Genomic DNA, 16,420 nt, shown 5'->3' on the forward strand with positions numbered 1-16,420 from the left:
GTGTTTATTCAGCTGCCTGTGCAAGGATTTTTTCACCTTTGGCAATGGCATCTTCGATAGTACCTACGTTAAGGAAAGCCTGTTCAGGCAGGTGATCCACTTCACCGTCCAGTATGGCTTTAAATCCTTTTATTGTATCCTGTATATCGACAATCACACCCGGCACACCGGTAAACTGCTCTGCCACATTAAACGGCTGCGACAGGAAGCGTTGGATACGTCTTGCACGGTTTACGGTCTGTTTATCGTCGTCCGATAATTCTTCCATACCGAGAATAGAGATAATATCCTGCAATTCCTTGTTACGCTGAAGTATTTGTTTTACACGCTGAGCGGTATCATAATGGTCTTGTCCCACAACCATAGGATCTAAACTGCGCGAAGTAGAGCCAAGAGGATCTACAGCCGGATAGATACCCATTTCTGTAATCTTACGGTCGAGTACTGTAGTCGCATCCAAGTGTGAGAATGTCGTGGCAGGGGCAGGGTCGGTCAAGTCATCGGCAGGTACATATACAGCCTGTATCGATGTAATTGAACCTGTTTTTGTTGAAGTAATACGTTCCTGCATAGCACCCATTTCCGTAGCTAGTGTAGGCTGGTAACCTACAGCAGAAGGCATACGTCCCAACAAGGCGGATACTTCTGAACCGGCCTGTGTAAAACGGAATATATTATCTATAAAGAAAAGGATATCTTTTGGTCCGTCTGATTTCGCATCACGAAACGATTCAGCTATTGTCAGCCCCGACAGAGCTACAGCAGAACGTGCTCCCGGAGGTTCGTTCATCTGTCCGAACACAAGCGATAATTGGGATTTTTTCAATTCTTCCGAATCTACCTTAGACAAATCCCAGTGACCTTCTTCCATGCTTTTTTCAAATTCTTCTCCATAACGGATAACTCTGGCTTCTATCATTTCACGAAGTAAATCATTCCCTTCACGGGTACGTTCACCTACTCCGGCAAAAACAGAGTATCCATCGTGCGCCTTAGCCATATTATTGATAAGCTCCAGAATTAGAACGGTCTTACCTACACCGGCACCACCAAACAGACCTACCTTACCTCCTTTGGCATAAGGAGCTAAAAGGTCGATCACCTTAATTCCGGTAAAAAGCACTTCGCGGGCAGTCTGCAATTCGTCAAACTTCGGAGGCTCCCTATGGATAGGATCTCCACCCTTTTTGTCAAGATCAGCCATTCCGTCAATGGCATCACCTACTACATTCATCAGACGACCTTTCACCTGATCGCCTATAGGCATTCTAATAGGCGACCCTAATGGAATCACCTCAAGTCCGCGACTAAGTCCGTCTGTACTATCCATAGCAACGGCACGCACGGTATCTTCGCCTATGTGTTGTTTTACTTCGAGAATCAAAGAACGGCCATCCGGCCTTTTAATTTCAAGGGCATCATTGATGTTCGGCAAGTTAAGGGACGGATCGCTGGTATTAAAAAATACGTCGACTACTGGTCCGATAACTTGGGAAACATGCCCAACTGTTTGTGACATAAGCTCTTTAATTTATTATATTTATTTTTGTTTATTTTCTATTCCTAAAACTACAAAACGAATCACCATACAATCCCTAAGAATCGAATAGAAATAACCATTTCTTTAATTCTCAAAATTCTAAAGCGACAAAAGTCTCTTGTTGATCAATAAAAGTGTGAGAAGAACGCTAAGTATTGTATGGCATCAGACTCCTCTGCTTAAAAGTTCTGACAAATATAATCATTATAAATTTTTAATAGTCTTCTTAACAGGAAAAAATATAAGCATACTTACTTTTTTTAAACTTTAGTTAACTACAATGTTTCTAATAGTTAATATTTATAGATTTTATGAGCAATAGATAAAATTAATACCCCGAAAGCCGAACCTATTTCCATCAAGAATAATCAAAGTACAATTTAATCACTTTTCAATTATTAAATTGTATTTTTGTTCGACAAAACAACATCGGACGAATATTTTTCGTCCCAATAATATATAAAATAATTTAGAAAAAAAATGGGTAAAGTTTTAATTATCGGTGCAGGAGGTGTCGGAACCGTAGTAGCACACAAGGTTGCCCAAAACATGGACGTATTTACGGAGATCATGTTGGCAAGCCGTACAAAATCGAAATGTGATGCCATAGCCAAAGCTATAGGAGGAAATAAAATCCAGACGGCACAGGTAGACGCCGACAATGTAGAGGATTTGAAAAGGCTTTTCAATTCTTTCAAGCCGGAACTTGTTATCAATGTTGCTCTTCCATATCAGGACTTAACGATAATGGATGCATGTCTGGCTTGTGGTGTCAACTATCTGGACACAGCTAACTATGAACCGAAAGAGGAAGCTAAATACGAATACAGCTGGCAATGGGCTTATCAGGACAGATTTAAAGAAGCCGGACTGACTGCCATTCTGGGTTGCGGATTCGATCCGGGTGTAACCAGTGTATTTACAGCTTATGCCGCAAAACACCACTTCGACGAAATGCACTATCTGGATATAGTAGACTGTAATGCAGGCGATCATGGCAAAGCTTTTGCTACTAACTTCAATCCTGAAATCAATATACGCGAGGTTACCCAGAAAGGTAAATACTGGGAAAATGGCGAATGGGTAGAAACTGAACCTCATGCCATCCACAAGCCGCTGAACTATCCGAACATAGGGGCGAAAGAGTCGTATGTTATTTACCATGAGGAACTGGAATCGCTTGTAAAAAACTTCCCGACACTGAAACGTGCCCGCTTCTGGATGACATTCGGACAGGAATATCTTACTCACCTCAGAGTAATACAGAATATAGGTATGGCACGCATCGACCCTATTATTTATAATGGTGTGGAGATCGTACCTATCCAATTCCTGAAAGCAGTATTGCCTGATCCGGGTGAGCTTGGAGAAAACTATACAGGTGAGACTTCTATCGGCTGCCGTATAAAAGGTATCAAAGACGGTAAGGAACGTACTTACTATGTATATAACAACTGCTCGCACGAAGCTGCATACAAAGAAACAGGTGCACAGGGCGTAAGCTATACGACAGGCGTACCGGCTACAATCGGTGCTATCATGTTTATGAAAGGCTTGTGGCGCAAACCGGGCGTATATAATGTAGAAGAGTTCAACCCCGATCCGTTTATGGAACAACTGAACAAACAGGGATTGCCTTGGCACGAACTGTTTGATGTAGACCTAGAAATGTAATTTTAAAGCTAATTATATGTTGACAATCATATTAGCGTGGATAGTAATATTTTATGTATTACTATCCTTTGGTGATATATTTATTTCTTTATATAACAAACTTTGCAAATGTGAAGAGCAGTACAACATTACTGACACCTTTATTCTGGGTATCTGCTCAATATTGATACCTTTGAGTTTTTCTTCGCTGTGGCTGCCATCCAACCATTATATTCTTTTCATATACCTTGTAATTAGCTGTACATATTGGATACTGAATAAAGAACGCCTAAAAAAAAGAATACATAAAATTAAAAACACCATTATTATACTATCTGTGCCTCAAAAGACAGTAATGATTCTTTCGGTATGTGGTGTTTTATTATATGTATTATATTGCGCATGCTGGACAGACGCTCTTATTTATCATTATTCACAAATACAATGGAATGAAGAATATCCCGTCATTCCGGGAATGGCAAATCTGGAGGACCGTTTTGCTTTTAATTCAAACTACCTACTCCTTTCTGCTATTTTTACTTTTCGCTTTCTTTTAGGAGAGCCTTTATACGCACTACAGTCTATTTTGTTTATCCTGGTAATGTTTTGGATATTGAAAGAAGTGATAACATCCGGATTTCACATCAGTAGGATTATTCTGTTATTCATCTTTTTATGTTTCTTTATTTTAAACGCTGACTTTTTAGCCGATTCGTCTACAGATATTGTTCCTAATCTTTGCGTCTTTTACTTTATTGCAAGGTTTACATTATACCCGGAACTATTAAATAAGAGAAATCTATTGATTTTCATCTTGCCTATAACTCTTTGTACATTCAAGATGTCCGTTTTTCCTCTATGCTTTCTCTCCATATATATTCTGTTTTCAGCAATTAATAGTAAAAGAAAAGCCTTACCTGTATTTCTGATTACTTCAGCCACTCTCATTGTAAGTTTATGGCTGGTTCGCAATGTTATTATATGTGGATATTTGGTGTATCCTCTGAGCGAACTGGACATATTTTCTTTTGATTGGAAAATTCCGGCAGGGATAGCAAAGATTCAAAAGGAGATAGCTATTAGCGTTTTTGCGAAAGGTCTTTTTAAAGACACTCTAACATTTTACTTCTTTGAAAGGTCAGGTTATCTGACATACAAATTATTCTTTTTAAACCATATTCTTGCCCTTTTATCATATCTGATTATAATATTGTCCCCATTCATTTTATTATACCACTTTTTATATAGGAAAAATGTAAATAAAATAAACTGGAAACCTCAATTAATTTTGTATATATCATTAATTGTATCTTTCATATATTGGTTGTTATTTGCTCCTGATATTCGATTTGCCTCAGGTATTATTTATGGAAGTGTATTTTTCATTGTTAGTTTTATTTTTTTTCAACGAAATATCTATTTTCCAAAGTTAGGAAGAGTTTTGTTCTACAGCACAGTAATCATTATGGTTTTCATGTCAGTAAATAGATCAATCAGATATCATACATGGATGGAAGAACATCAATCTGAAATTAGTTCTTACAACAGGAGTAGCCTCCTGATCAGGCCATTTTCTGCCAAAGATCAATGTAAAATTAGCGAACCGGACAATTACACCGAATATAAGACAAATGGTGTCACAATATATGTTACAAAAGACGATCCTCAATACGGGGCACTTCCATTAGTGAAAGATATTTCTCCTGATATAATATCAGCAAATCATAAGCTACAAAGTGTATATACAATAGAGGCTAGAGGGAACACCCTAAAAGACGGTTTCCGCACTAAAAAAGAATATATCAATATTATTGATTCAATAGCCAATAAATATCTTATGGAAGTAAATGCAGATTGGTGGTAAATAAAATGCTTCTTTGAAGTTTTGAATGAAAAACAATGATATCTCAAAAAAAAGTATTTATCTTTACAATTAATATAAAAAACTCATGAAAAGACAAAATCTACCTGATGAATATTTGATATCACAATTTAGTCTTTTTATTTATATTAAAGATTTAAAGATTTAATATATTATCCTCGAAGAGAATTACTCTTTCGGGGATTTTTTTTGACATACACAGATTTATCCTTCAAAACGGTGAAATATGATTAACAAAAGCCTTGTATCCATTACAGACTATTCGAAAGAAGACATTCTGAGAATACTGAATCTGACAAAGAAATTCGACGAAAGCCCCAACAGGAGACTACTGGAAGGCAAAGTATGCGCTACATTGTTTTTTGAGCCTTCTACCCGCACACGCCTCAGCTTCGAAACGGCTGTGAACCGTCTGGGTGGACGCATCATCGGATTTACGGATGCGGCAACGACCAGCTCGGCCAAAGGGGAAACGCTTAAAGATACGATACTGATGGTAAATAATTATGCCGACATTATCATCATGCGCCATCATCTGGAAGGGGCTGCCCGCTATGCTTCGGAGATATCGTCTGTTCCCATTATCAATGCCGGAGACGGAGCAAACCAGCATCCGACACAGACTATGCTCGACTTGTATTCTATATACAAGACGCAAGGAACATTGGAAAATCTGACCATTACGATTGTCGGCGACCTCAAATACGGACGCACAGTGCACTCGCTGATAATAGGCATGTCGCACTTCAACCCGACATTCTATTTCGTAGCACCCGAAGAACTGCATGTACCCGATTCGTACAAAAGCTTCTGCGATGAGCGCGGCATAAAGTATGAAGAGCATATCGACTTTTCGCCCGAGGTAATCAACAATGCGGATATACTATATATGACCCGTGTACAGCGCGAACGTTTTACCGACCTGATGGAATATGAGAAGGTAAAAAATGTGTATATACTCAAAAAAGATATGATAAGCGACACGAAGGACAATCTGAGAATACTGCATCCGCTACCGCGCGTGAACGAAATAGATCAGGACGTGGACGACAGTCCTAAGGCCTACTACTTCGAGCAGGCTAAGAACGGAGTGTTTACCCGTGAGGCCGTTATCTGTGATGCACTGAATATAAAAATAAATTAACCAGCTAGCTGCAATGAAAGAAAGAAGAACGGAATTACAGGTTGCCGCCCTGTGCAACGGTACAGCCATAGACCATATACCATCCAGTGTAGTTTTCAAAGTAGTATCGCTGTTGGGGCTAGAGAAGCTCGACAATCCGATAACAATAGGAAACAACCTCGAGAGTAAAAAGATGAACACCAAAGGGATCATCAAAATAGCCGATAAATTCTTTGAAGAGGATGTCATCAACAAGATCGCCCTGATCGCTCCCAATGTAGTGCTCAACATAATAAAGGACTATGAGGTAATAGAAAAGAAACGGGTAATACTGCCTCATACCATCAAGGGTATCGTTAAATGCAACAACCCTAAATGTATAACCAACAATGAACCGATGGCTACACACTTTGAGGTGATAGACCACGACAAAATAGAATTACGCTGCCACTATTGCGACCTGAAAATTAAAAAAGAGGAGATCATTCTCAAATGAAACAAGACTGGAAACCGGGAACATTAATCTATCCGTTACCTGCCGCCATGATCAGCTGCGGCAACAATCCCGAAGAATATAACATCATCACTCTCAGTTGGCTGGGAACCATTTGCACCAATCCGCCAATGTGTTACATATCTGTCCGCCCCGAGCGGCATTCTTATGAGATCATCAAACGGAATATGGAGTTTGTGATCAACATCACAACTCACGATCTGGCTTTTGCGACCGATTGGTGCGGAGTAAGGTCGGGTAAAGACTTTAACAAGTTTGAAGAGATGAAGTTGACCGTAGGCAAGGCGTCTGTCGTGCAGGCTCCCATCATAGAAGAATCGCCGCTGAATATAGAATGTCGCGTGAAGGAAATACTCAGTCTGGGTTCGCACGACATGTTTATAGCAGATGTAGTCAATGTAAAGGCTGACAGCAAATACATAGATGACGAAACGGGCAAATTCAGTCTGGAAGACGCAAACCCGATTGCCTACTCGCATGGACAATACTATGATCTTGGCGAAAAGTTAGGCGGATTCGGCTGGTCGGTGAAGAAATCTAAATAAGATTTATCCGGTCAGATAATATATCTTTCCAACTCCCTGAATCAATCAATTATAGCGACAATAGATGAATTGTTGCCGGAGCTCTCCTTATAAGCGATCGTGCTTGATCTATTAATATTTTGGTGTCTCTTGTCATTCAATATATACCATCTGTTATTGAACCAAATATAAATACCTTTCCCTGACAGATTATTATCAGAAGAAGTATTTGTATTGTAAATCAGCATACCATCCACAGATGTACCATTCAAAGGACGCCAGTCGGTTACGGAAGTTAATAGTACACGAGGCAGCAACAAGCCTTTTTTTCCGTCAGATACAATATCCAGAACAGCACCATCGTGAGGTTTTTGGTCTGCACCTATCGTAACCTGAGCTTGTATATCAAAGGTTCCTGCCAGCAGCAACGTTATTATTACAGTCAATAAGCGTCTCATATTTTTTGATATTTAATTTTCAATTTCCAATTGATTTCACACAGCGAACTCCGATATTATTCGTTAAAGTTTTACTCATACTGTAAACACCATAAGCACCGCCAACTGTATTCTTCGTTATATAGTATGCACTCAGGTCATTCACATCTGTTGATACCCAATACCGATAGTTGTTGCTGGCATTGACATTCATCCCATATAAATCATGATTTTGAAGCATAGTTCGTGCTTCCATATAGTTAGGCAGGCGCCAGCCAGTATTAACGCCCTCTCCCGGAGTGTATTTTCCATTTCCACAATTGGTTGATGCCGTATTCCAAGATAATCCGAAATAGCCATCCAACGGATACACACAGAGGGATGCATTAGGCACTTGGGTAAAAGCTGTCGACAAGTCTGTAGCATTCGCGACTCTTGCCGGCCCTGTATATACACCTCCCGGTATAAGGTATCCGTCCATCGGGCAACAGGCACAATCCTGGATTGTAATTGTCAGTGTGACATACTTAGCAGCTCCACTGACTTTATAGCTGGCCCACAATGTTGCTGTCAGGGATGTACCACCGTAATGAGACGTTCCGGCAGCCAGTTCATTAATATTATCTGCAAATTGGACAACGAAAAGGGTTGGATTGATGATACCGGATGCCTTATCTCCTGTTACCGATTTTATAATACCTCTAGGGTCGTTATAAGAACCGACCTTCAAGTCTGTAACCTGGCTCATAATAACACTGCTGCCAAAAACGACAGAGTATATCCTCATACGCGATGAAGCATCAGAAAATGCCGGACTTCGCGAAACCTGCGAACCACAGCTACTGTTGAAGTTACTCTGCCCTACATCGAAACAGACAGCCCCTTGTATATAAGCATTACCTCTGTCAATCTCACCTTCGGGCTTGTTCGATTTCACAACTATATTAGCTCCGGTACCCGATAGCGCATCACTGAAACCACAGGCATTAACAGCCCTCACCTTTATAGAGGCGGCACTATAAGTTCCGGCTTCTACTGCCGTAATTTCAATAGTATTGCTTGTCGAATTAGCCGCCAGACCATTCGGTAATTCCCACATATAAAACGTAGCACCACTAACAACAGGTGTAGATACGGTAAGTTTTTTACCCTGAACTATGTCGCGGCTACTGATCGATATAGATACGGGGGGGGCAGGTTTGGGACAATCAGGAATTTCACCATAACGGAGTATATTCCACGCATTATCAGCCCACACATAAACGCCTTGTCCTTCCAAATCGTTTTCGTGGGTGTCATTTGTATTGTAAACAACCATTCCTTCAATTGGGGTTCCTTCCAACGGTGACCACAGCGAAGCCGCAGTCAGAGATAAACGGGGCAGCAGCAATCCCCTGTTGTCATTCGATATTAAGTCCAGTGCAGCACCATCATGGGGAGGCACTCCGGCTCCAATAGTTACCTGAGCCTGCATACCGATTGATTGGACAAGAATAAGGATTGCTATCAGCTTATGATACAATTCTCTCATAACGTTTCAATTATCTTGTGAATATTACGATCCTCATGGCCACACAGAAGCCTATAGGATAACATTTTGCTTCTTCAATAAAGAAGCAACTCGTAGAATGGCATTTCCCTTACAAAGATTCCTTTTAGCTATTACAAATATAAGTGTTTAATATTAAACGTCTTAATTAAGGCGTATTTTTAACACATTGTATAAAAAATATTTATATTGTGCTCTTTATGATGTGTTCTTTATATATACAAATCTATATTTTCAAGGCCTCAACCTCTATCTCCAACCCGTCATAAGACAAATATACATTTTCCGGCAGTGCGTTCTGCACAGTTTCATGCAGTCCCATGTGGTGCGACATATGGATAAAATAAGCTCTTCGGGGCGCTATGCGTTTCACCACCTCCAAAGCTTCCGACAGGTTCAGATGCGACATGTGTTCTTCTATCCTCAGCGCATTGATAACCAGTGTGTCCAAGCCTTCCAGCTTACTATATTCATCATCTGGGATGGACTTCACATCGGTCAGATAAGCAAAGCTTCCGATCCGGTAGCCGAATATCGGCAGCTGATGGTGCATTACTTTTATCGGCTGAATCTCTATATCTCCTACGAAGAAATTCCTGTCATTGTGTACCTCATGTAGTGCCAGCACAGGTACTCCGGGATATTTATGTTCCGAAAAAGAGTATGGAATCCGTCTACGCAGGGCATCAAGCGTAATCGTTCCCGAATATATATCCACATCGGCAAACTTACAGAAAGGGCGCAGGTCGTCTAATCCTCCTACATGGTCGTAATGCTCATGGGTGAGCAATACCCCGTGCAGCTGGCTGAATGGCTCGGGTAGAATCTGCTCTCTGAAATCGGGGCCACAATCGATCAAGATCCTGACCTCATCCGTATTTATCAAGACAGACGCCCGTAAGCGTCTGTCTTTTGTATCGTTAGAGGTACAAACCTCACACCGACAACCTATTTCCGGAACTCCTGTCGATGTACCGGTTCCCAAGAATTTTATTTTCATTCTTTCACTTTTATTAATCGTGGATCAATATCCACAAGTCGTCGAGTGGCACTCCATATCGGCTGATTCGTCTGGCTACAGATTGTCCTTCGGCATATTTTTTAGTGAAATTTTCGAGCTGAACGAGTGCATCCACATCGTTGTCGAAACTTCCTATTATAGTATAATACAAACCTACTTTATTCTTAACTATGATTGTGCGGTCGCCTAGTCCGTTAAACGTTCTCTTCACAAACTCTGCATTGCTCAGGCTTCTGAACGTACCTATAATCACAGAATATTTCTTTACAAATACTTTTTCCGATTCGTCAACCAATGTTACAGGCACCGATCTGAATAGCTTCCAGTCTTCATTTCTGATCTTCTGATCTGTAGCCGGCTTAGGTGTTGCCGAAGCCTTTGGCGCAGGGTCGCTTGGTTTTGGTGCCGGAGTTTCTGCTACTGCTCCGCCTCTTTTCACTGTAACTATACCTGCCAACTGCGGTTCAGGAATCCCCTTACCTACTTCAGGCTGCCTGTCCAGTGTTTCTACGCATCCGAATAAGGCGCTCGATGCCGAAGAAAAAGGATCGAGTTCGAGTGTAACTACAGGGTGCAACAATGATTTGCCTCCTCTGATCACATCAGTTACTCCTACCAGATTTTTCATTACGGAATCCAATTCTGCAACAGTAATGGTATCAGTGATAATGTCCGGATCGTTTTGCTGTCCGGAAATAATAAGGTTACCATAAGTCTTGTTTACCGACTTATAGAAATTTTTATATTCCTTGTCCTTCGTAGATTGGGCTTTACAAGGTAAAGTCAGGAATATAAAAGCAAGTAGTAAAGTTGTGTAAATTGATCTTTTCATAAAATCATGTTATTTGCAAATAATGCTTTGTGCGCTTTTTATTATAGTTCTAATTCACAAAGATAAAAAAAATCAAAATGAAACAACATACTTATCTAAAGAATCTTATTAAATATTAAAGAAATTAACCATGTCTATCTTTGTTGATAGCATCGGTTATATAAAAATAAGAGAGACTTACAATAAGTCTCTCTCATTTATATCATTATAAAAATATGATTAATATTCTCTTTGTAGTATCCACCAGTCATTGAACGGTATTCCGTATTTCGCCTTCAGCGTAGTCAGGTCACCCAGTTCATTATAGCGGGATAGCACTTCATTTTTCTTAGCCACAGCCTGATCTTTAGAATCGTAGCTGGCTATTATTACACGGTAGTAACCCTGCTCATTCTTAACAAGGATTACATTATAACCATCGTTGGTAAATCTTTCTTTCAACGATTCCGCACCCGGTTTCATCGCCATCGAAGCTACAACCACACTGTAAGCTTTCAGATTAGCTGCGTCACTCTCATACACAGGTGTTACTTTTTCTTTTCTCACCGACTCAGTAGAGCTTGTATATGAAGGAGTTGTTGTAGCAGGTTTAGATACAGCAGTAGATGTTGTTGTAGTTTCATCCATTTCCTTTTCTTTGGCAGCCTCATACACCGATTTATATGCACTTTGCTTAGGTTTACATGAACCAAAAGCTACAACGAAGGCTATAGCTAAGCCTATTCCGATCAATTTCTTATTCATAATTTTCTAATATCTTAGATTTAACATTTAACGCAAATTTAATACATTAACTATTCAAAATAACGTTTTCAAGTCGCAAATAGTTTGATTTTCACTTTAATTAATATATTCAAACCCTGTATATGGCACTAATACATCAGGTATCCGGATGCCGTCGGCAGTCTGATTATTTTCCAACAATGCAGCCACAATGCGGGGTAGAGCTAATGCACTGCCATTCAGCGTATGTGCAAGCTGTATCTTTTTATCAGCATCGCGGTAGCGGCATTTTAGACGATTGGCTTGATAGCTCTCGAAGTTGGACACAGAACTTACTTCCAACCAACGCTTCTGAGCAGCCGAATATACTTCAAAGTCGAATGTGAGTGCCGAAGTGAAACTCATATCGCCACCACACAGGCGCAGGATACGCCAAGGCAGACCAAGTTCTTCGACAAGCGACTGCACATAGGCAACCATCTCCTTCAACGATTCGTAAGAATGTTCCGGTTTGTCGATACGTACGATTTCCACTTTATCGAACTGATGTAAACGGTTCAAACCTCTCACATCTTTTCCGTACGATCCGGCTTCGCGACGAAAACAAGCCGAATAAGCCGTATTTTTTATTGGCAGGTCTTTTTCATCAAGAATCACATCGCGGTAGATATTCGTTACCGGTACTTCTGCCGTAGGTATCAGGTACAGATCGTCGAGCGTAGCATGATACATTTGTCCCTCTTTGTCGGGTAGATTCCCTGTGCCATATCCCGAGGTAGCATTTACCACATACGGAGGCTGTACTTCCAGATATCCGGCATCGCGTGCTTTATCGAGGAAATAATTGATCAACGAACGTTGCAAGCGTGCCCCTTTTCCTTTATAGACGGGGAAACCTGCTCCTGAGATTTTCACACCGAGCTCAAAATCTATCAGATCATATTTCTTTGCCAAATCCCAGTGAGGAAGCGCATCTTCGCCCAGTTCGGGCACATTGCCTCCTGTTTTTTCCACAACATTGTCTTCGGGTGTACGACCTTCGGGTACTTCATTGGACGGGAGATTCGGGATGAGCACTAATAAATCCTGTAAATCCTGTTCCGCCTGACGCAGAGCATCCTCCAGTATCTTATTTTCACCCTTCATTTCGGCTACGCGGCTCTTGGCAGCCTCCGCCTCATCCTTTTTGCCTTCTTTCATCAGTTGCCCGATGTGCTTCGACAATGTGTTCGACTCGGCCAGGCTGGCATCAAGGGTTGTTTGCGTTTTCTTACGTGTCTGGTCTATCTCCAGTACCTTTCCGATGATTTCAGCTCCGTCGAAATGCTTTTTGGCTAATTTCTTTATTACTAATTCCGGATCTTCACTAATTGTTTTCAGCGTCAACATATCTCTCTAATTATTAAGGTCTCAGACCTTTTTATTATTTTGTTAAGTAGGATTTATATATAATAAAAGCATAATCTGTTATTTTAAAGCATATTAGTTGCCACGACTTTTAAGTCGTGGATAATCGACTTTAGTCGAAGCTGTTTTGGCTAAAGCCTTTCGTCTGCATTCCCTTGTCTCCTCCACTTAAAAGTAGAGGTAACTAATACACTGACAACAAAGCGCATATAACTCTATTGGATATAAACTCCAGTATAAACACAGGAAATAAGCAAATTGAAATAATACATCCTGTTATTTATTCAAGACGCAAAGTTATAAATTTTTAAGAAATTAGTTCAGAAATCTCCTATATAAGTTTTACAACCTGTGAAATACTATTTTTGTGTCGCAGTCTGGTCTCCTTCTACTGCACTCCATATCCGGTATTTTATTTCATATCCCTTAGGGGCATACACTACGATCGGTAGTTTGCTGTTGTATCTTACCATCAGCGTCTCTGCTGTTACAAATTTATCTTCTTTCGGCCCGAAACACGCCATCATAGTAGAGGCAACCTCTCCTTCGGTAGTAAATTCATAATAGTTATATCCCCATCCTTCGAGATCCATTTCGGCAATGAATCCGGATAAACGATGACGGTTACAGTCTACCGACATTACTTTTCCGGGTATCAGTTCCACCTGATAAAGCGATTCGTCCTGCTTCGGTTCCAGTTCGATCACATAGCGGCTCAATTCTTCCGTTGCAGCCGGAAAGGGTTTCAACACCTTATCCAAATCCAGTTTATCCTGTGCATTCAGCATACTTGAAAATGACATCAACATGCCTATTGAAAACATAATTGATATTGATTTAAAAAATTGTTTCATTTTGTTATTGTTTTAGTAGTTTATTTTCTCCATTTTTGACTGTCCAAATTCAGGAAAGTTTAATGCCAATCAAATTTAAACAGCTACAAACAGAGGTAGAATTTCACTTTCCCCGATTATTTAACAATAACAGACTTCACATTGTTTTGTCCGATAGAAATTTAAAAGCCCTAAGACTATAAACTTGTCGGAAAATAGTATCCATTCGTCGATTTATTATTGCACGAAACGGAATACTAGCCGTAAAAGAACGGACAAAAGATTGAGGTAATACCTGTAGATGAAATAATTCACCTGCACGCCGAAGGCGACTATGTGATGATACATACACCGAAAGGTAAATTTCTGAAAGAACAGACCATGAAATCGTTCGAGGCGTGTCTGCTGTCGGAGAAGTTTGTGTGTGCATCGCTCGAGCATAATCAATATAGACCACATCGCCCAGATGGAGTTGTATGACAAGCAAATTTAAACAGTTACTAAGATTAGTTGTTTTGGGGTTATGAATCTTGCTGTGGTAAACTTTGTGTTGTGTATGTTGGGCATTTTTAAATAACTTCCTTTCCATATCTGCAACTTACCGACCACTAAAACGACTACATTAGTACAGTCCTTAACACAAAAATCGTATCTTTGTTACATAATCATGAAAAGGGACTATGCAACAGAAGTATATCAGCGGTCTATTTTTGCTTTTGTTTTGTTGTATTAACGTATTTGGGCAGCAATCAAATCAATACCTGTTAAAAGAGTTAGACGAAATTATCGGGAACAGGACTCAATATGTTCGCCAGAAAGAGGACAAAATAGACTACCTGAAAAAACTGTCTTCAGCCGAAGCTTCTCCTGTCAGAAAGATCGATATACAATCCCAGCTCATCGAGGAATACAGTAATTATCAGGCAGACTCAGCCTTTCATTATATCGGCATCAACAGGAGATTGCAGGAAAAGAATAACCTGGAACAATTGCAAAGCCGGTTTCAGTATGCTTTTATTTGCGCACAATCGGGCTTGTTCAACGAATCTCAATTATGCCTCGATTCTCTCCGCAAAGAGATTTCTTCAATGACTACTACCCAAAGGGCCGAATATTACAAATTGTATGAGCGGCTTTACATGAACTTGAGAGAATATGCCAAAGGCTCACACTTGGAAGATGTGTACGGAAAATTGGAATTGGCCTATTGCGATTCTATTCTGGCATATGTTTCTCACAATTCACAATTTTATCATTATTACAAATTCAAGGCAGAATATATCGGGCAGGATTTCGATGCAGCGGAGAGTTCTATAAAAAAATATATGGAACTTACCGATTCTGTATCGAACGATGCCGCCAGAGGTTATTATCAGCTTTCCAATATCTGCAAAGAAAGAGGGGATACCATAAACGAGATAAGATACCTGATATTATCGGTATTCGCCGATGAGAAAAGTGCTGTGAGGCAAAATCGTTCGATGCGTTTACTGGCCCAAATCCTCTATGCGCAGGGAGATATAAAAAGGGCATACCGTTATCTACAGATTTCGTCGGATGATGCCAATTTCTACAATACACGGCTGAGAAATTCACAGATTGCCGAAGTATTGCCCATCATAGAGAAAGATTACCAGTCGGAACGGGATGAGAACGAATCACGCTTGAGGCTGGGAATTATACTGATCAGTATATTATTGGTCATCATTATTGCCATCAGCATATACCTGAGAAAAAAACTGAAACAACTGTCTTCGGTGCGGAAAGACCTGATGGTGATAAACAAGAACCTGAGTGCGATAAACGAAGAAGTCAAAGAGAAAAACGAGGCATTGGGTAAATTGGCGTTCGACTTGGGTGAATCGGATAGTGTGAAAGAAAAATATGTCGGTTATTTCTTAAAATTGTGCTCTACTTATATTCAGAAAATAAGCGAATACCAGAAACTTGTAAACCGGAAGATCAAAGCTGGACAGATCGACGACCTTTACAAAATGACATCGTCGGACAAATATCTTTTGCAGGAAACAAAGGAGTTTTACAAAAACTTTGACGAAGCGTTCCTGAATATTTACCCATCGTTCGTTCAAGATTTCAATTCTTTATTGCAGGACGATAAACCGTTCAGTCTAAAAGAAGGGGAGTTGCTCAATACCGAATTGCGCATCTACGCTCTTATAAGATTGGGGATAAAGGAAAGTTCTCAGATTGCCGAATTTATGGGATATACTCCTGTCACCATTTATTCGTACCGTACCAAAGTCAAGAGTAAAGCCAAAGACAAAGAAAACTTCGACAGGGATATTCTAAAGACAGGACGCAGCTATTTTACATCTTAAACACATTCTTACAACAAGGTTACAATCTATATTTTTCAATTTG

15 protein-coding genes are annotated in these 16,420 nt (G+C 40.2%); 7 read left to right on the forward strand and 8 right to left on the reverse strand.

Annotated elements, in window-relative coordinates:
- Nucleotides 1-4 precede the first annotated feature (4 nt).
- Complete coding sequence (gene atpD, locus M2448_RS07075) at nucleotides 5-1,519, reverse strand: F0F1 ATP synthase subunit beta (protein ID WP_280645209.1); 1,515 nt, start codon at nucleotides 1,517-1,519, stop codon at nucleotides 5-7.
- 501 nt (nucleotides 1,520-2,020) lie between these two features.
- On the opposite strand from atpD, the gene M2448_RS07080 reads away from it, so the two are divergent.
- From M2448_RS07080 to M2448_RS07100, 5 genes are all read left to right on the forward strand, one after another.
- Nucleotides 2,021-3,214: a saccharopine dehydrogenase family protein gene (locus M2448_RS07080; RefSeq protein WP_280645210.1), complete on the forward strand. Its 1,194-nt coding sequence runs from the start codon at nucleotides 2,021-2,023 to the stop codon at nucleotides 3,212-3,214.
- A 16-nt stretch (nucleotides 3,215-3,230) separates the two neighbouring features.
- Nucleotides 3,231-5,057: a hypothetical protein gene (locus tag M2448_RS07085; RefSeq protein WP_280645211.1), complete on the forward strand. Its 1,827-nt coding sequence runs from the start codon at nucleotides 3,231-3,233 to the stop codon at nucleotides 5,055-5,057.
- A 244-nt stretch (nucleotides 5,058-5,301) separates the two neighbouring features.
- Nucleotides 5,302-6,219, forward strand: a complete 918-nt coding sequence (gene pyrB / locus M2448_RS07090) for an aspartate carbamoyltransferase (protein ID WP_280645212.1) — start codon at nucleotides 5,302-5,304, stop codon at nucleotides 6,217-6,219.
- A gap of 13 nt (nucleotides 6,220-6,232) precedes the next feature.
- Nucleotides 6,233-6,694, forward strand: a complete 462-nt coding sequence (gene pyrI / locus M2448_RS07095) for an aspartate carbamoyltransferase regulatory subunit (RefSeq protein ID WP_280645213.1) — start codon at nucleotides 6,233-6,235, stop codon at nucleotides 6,692-6,694.
- Complete coding sequence (locus tag M2448_RS07100) at nucleotides 6,691-7,257, forward strand: flavin reductase family protein (RefSeq protein WP_280645214.1); 567 nt, start codon at nucleotides 6,691-6,693, stop codon at nucleotides 7,255-7,257. The genes pyrI and M2448_RS07100 overlap by 4 nt, the downstream gene beginning before the upstream one ends.
- A 41-nt stretch (nucleotides 7,258-7,298) precedes the next feature.
- Here M2448_RS07100 and M2448_RS07105 read toward each other — a convergent pair whose 3' ends face one another.
- From M2448_RS07105 to eco, 7 genes are all read right to left on the reverse strand, one after another.
- Nucleotides 7,299-7,694 (reverse strand): hypothetical protein, encoded by a 396-nt coding sequence (locus M2448_RS07105; RefSeq protein ID WP_280645215.1) that lies wholly within the window; start codon nucleotides 7,692-7,694, stop codon nucleotides 7,299-7,301.
- Between the two features lie 19 nt (nucleotides 7,695-7,713).
- Complete coding sequence (locus tag M2448_RS07110) at nucleotides 7,714-9,204, reverse strand: hypothetical protein (RefSeq protein WP_280645216.1); 1,491 nt, start codon at nucleotides 9,202-9,204, stop codon at nucleotides 7,714-7,716.
- A 244-nt stretch (nucleotides 9,205-9,448) separates the two neighbouring features.
- Nucleotides 9,449-10,222 (reverse strand): MBL fold metallo-hydrolase, encoded by a 774-nt coding sequence (locus tag M2448_RS07115; RefSeq protein ID WP_280645217.1) that lies wholly within the window; start codon nucleotides 10,220-10,222, stop codon nucleotides 9,449-9,451.
- A 13-nt stretch (nucleotides 10,223-10,235) separates the two neighbouring features.
- Nucleotides 10,236-11,075 carry an SPOR domain-containing protein gene (locus tag M2448_RS07120; protein ID WP_280645218.1) on the reverse strand — a complete coding sequence of 280 codons (840 nt, stop codon included), beginning with the start codon at nucleotides 11,073-11,075 and terminating at the stop codon, nucleotides 10,236-10,238.
- 219 nt (nucleotides 11,076-11,294) lie between these two features.
- Nucleotides 11,295-11,819 carry an SPOR domain-containing protein gene (locus tag M2448_RS07125; protein ID WP_280645219.1) on the reverse strand — a complete coding sequence of 175 codons (525 nt, stop codon included), beginning with the start codon at nucleotides 11,817-11,819 and terminating at the stop codon, nucleotides 11,295-11,297.
- Nucleotides 11,820-11,915: 96 nt separating this feature from the next.
- Nucleotides 11,916-13,187 carry a serine--tRNA ligase gene (gene serS, locus M2448_RS07130; RefSeq protein ID WP_280645220.1) on the reverse strand — a complete coding sequence of 424 codons (1,272 nt, stop codon included), beginning with the start codon at nucleotides 13,185-13,187 and terminating at the stop codon, nucleotides 11,916-11,918.
- 377 nt (nucleotides 13,188-13,564) lie between these two features.
- A complete protein-coding gene (gene eco / locus M2448_RS07135; protein WP_280645221.1) occupies nucleotides 13,565-14,059 on the reverse strand; it encodes a serine protease inhibitor ecotin in 495 nt (164 codons plus the stop codon).
- Nucleotides 14,060-14,377: 318 nt separating this feature from the next.
- Here eco and M2448_RS07140 point away from each other — a divergent pair, with 318 nt between their 5' ends.
- A complete protein-coding gene (locus M2448_RS07140) occupies nucleotides 14,378-14,518 on the forward strand; it encodes a hypothetical protein (protein ID WP_280645222.1) in 141 nt (46 codons plus the stop codon).
- A 200-nt stretch (nucleotides 14,519-14,718) separates the two neighbouring features.
- The gene (locus M2448_RS07145) at nucleotides 14,719-16,377 is read left to right on the forward strand and encodes a DUF6377 domain-containing protein (RefSeq protein WP_280645223.1); all 1,659 of its coding nucleotides are present in this window, start codon (nucleotides 14,719-14,721) and stop codon (nucleotides 16,375-16,377) included.
- Nucleotides 16,378-16,420: the final 43 nt, after the last annotated feature.

Origin of the sequence: Dysgonomonas sp. PF1-14 (assembly GCF_029892965.1) — a bacterium.
In the GTDB taxonomy this organism is placed as follows: domain Bacteria; phylum Bacteroidota; class Bacteroidia; order Bacteroidales; family Dysgonomonadaceae; genus Dysgonomonas.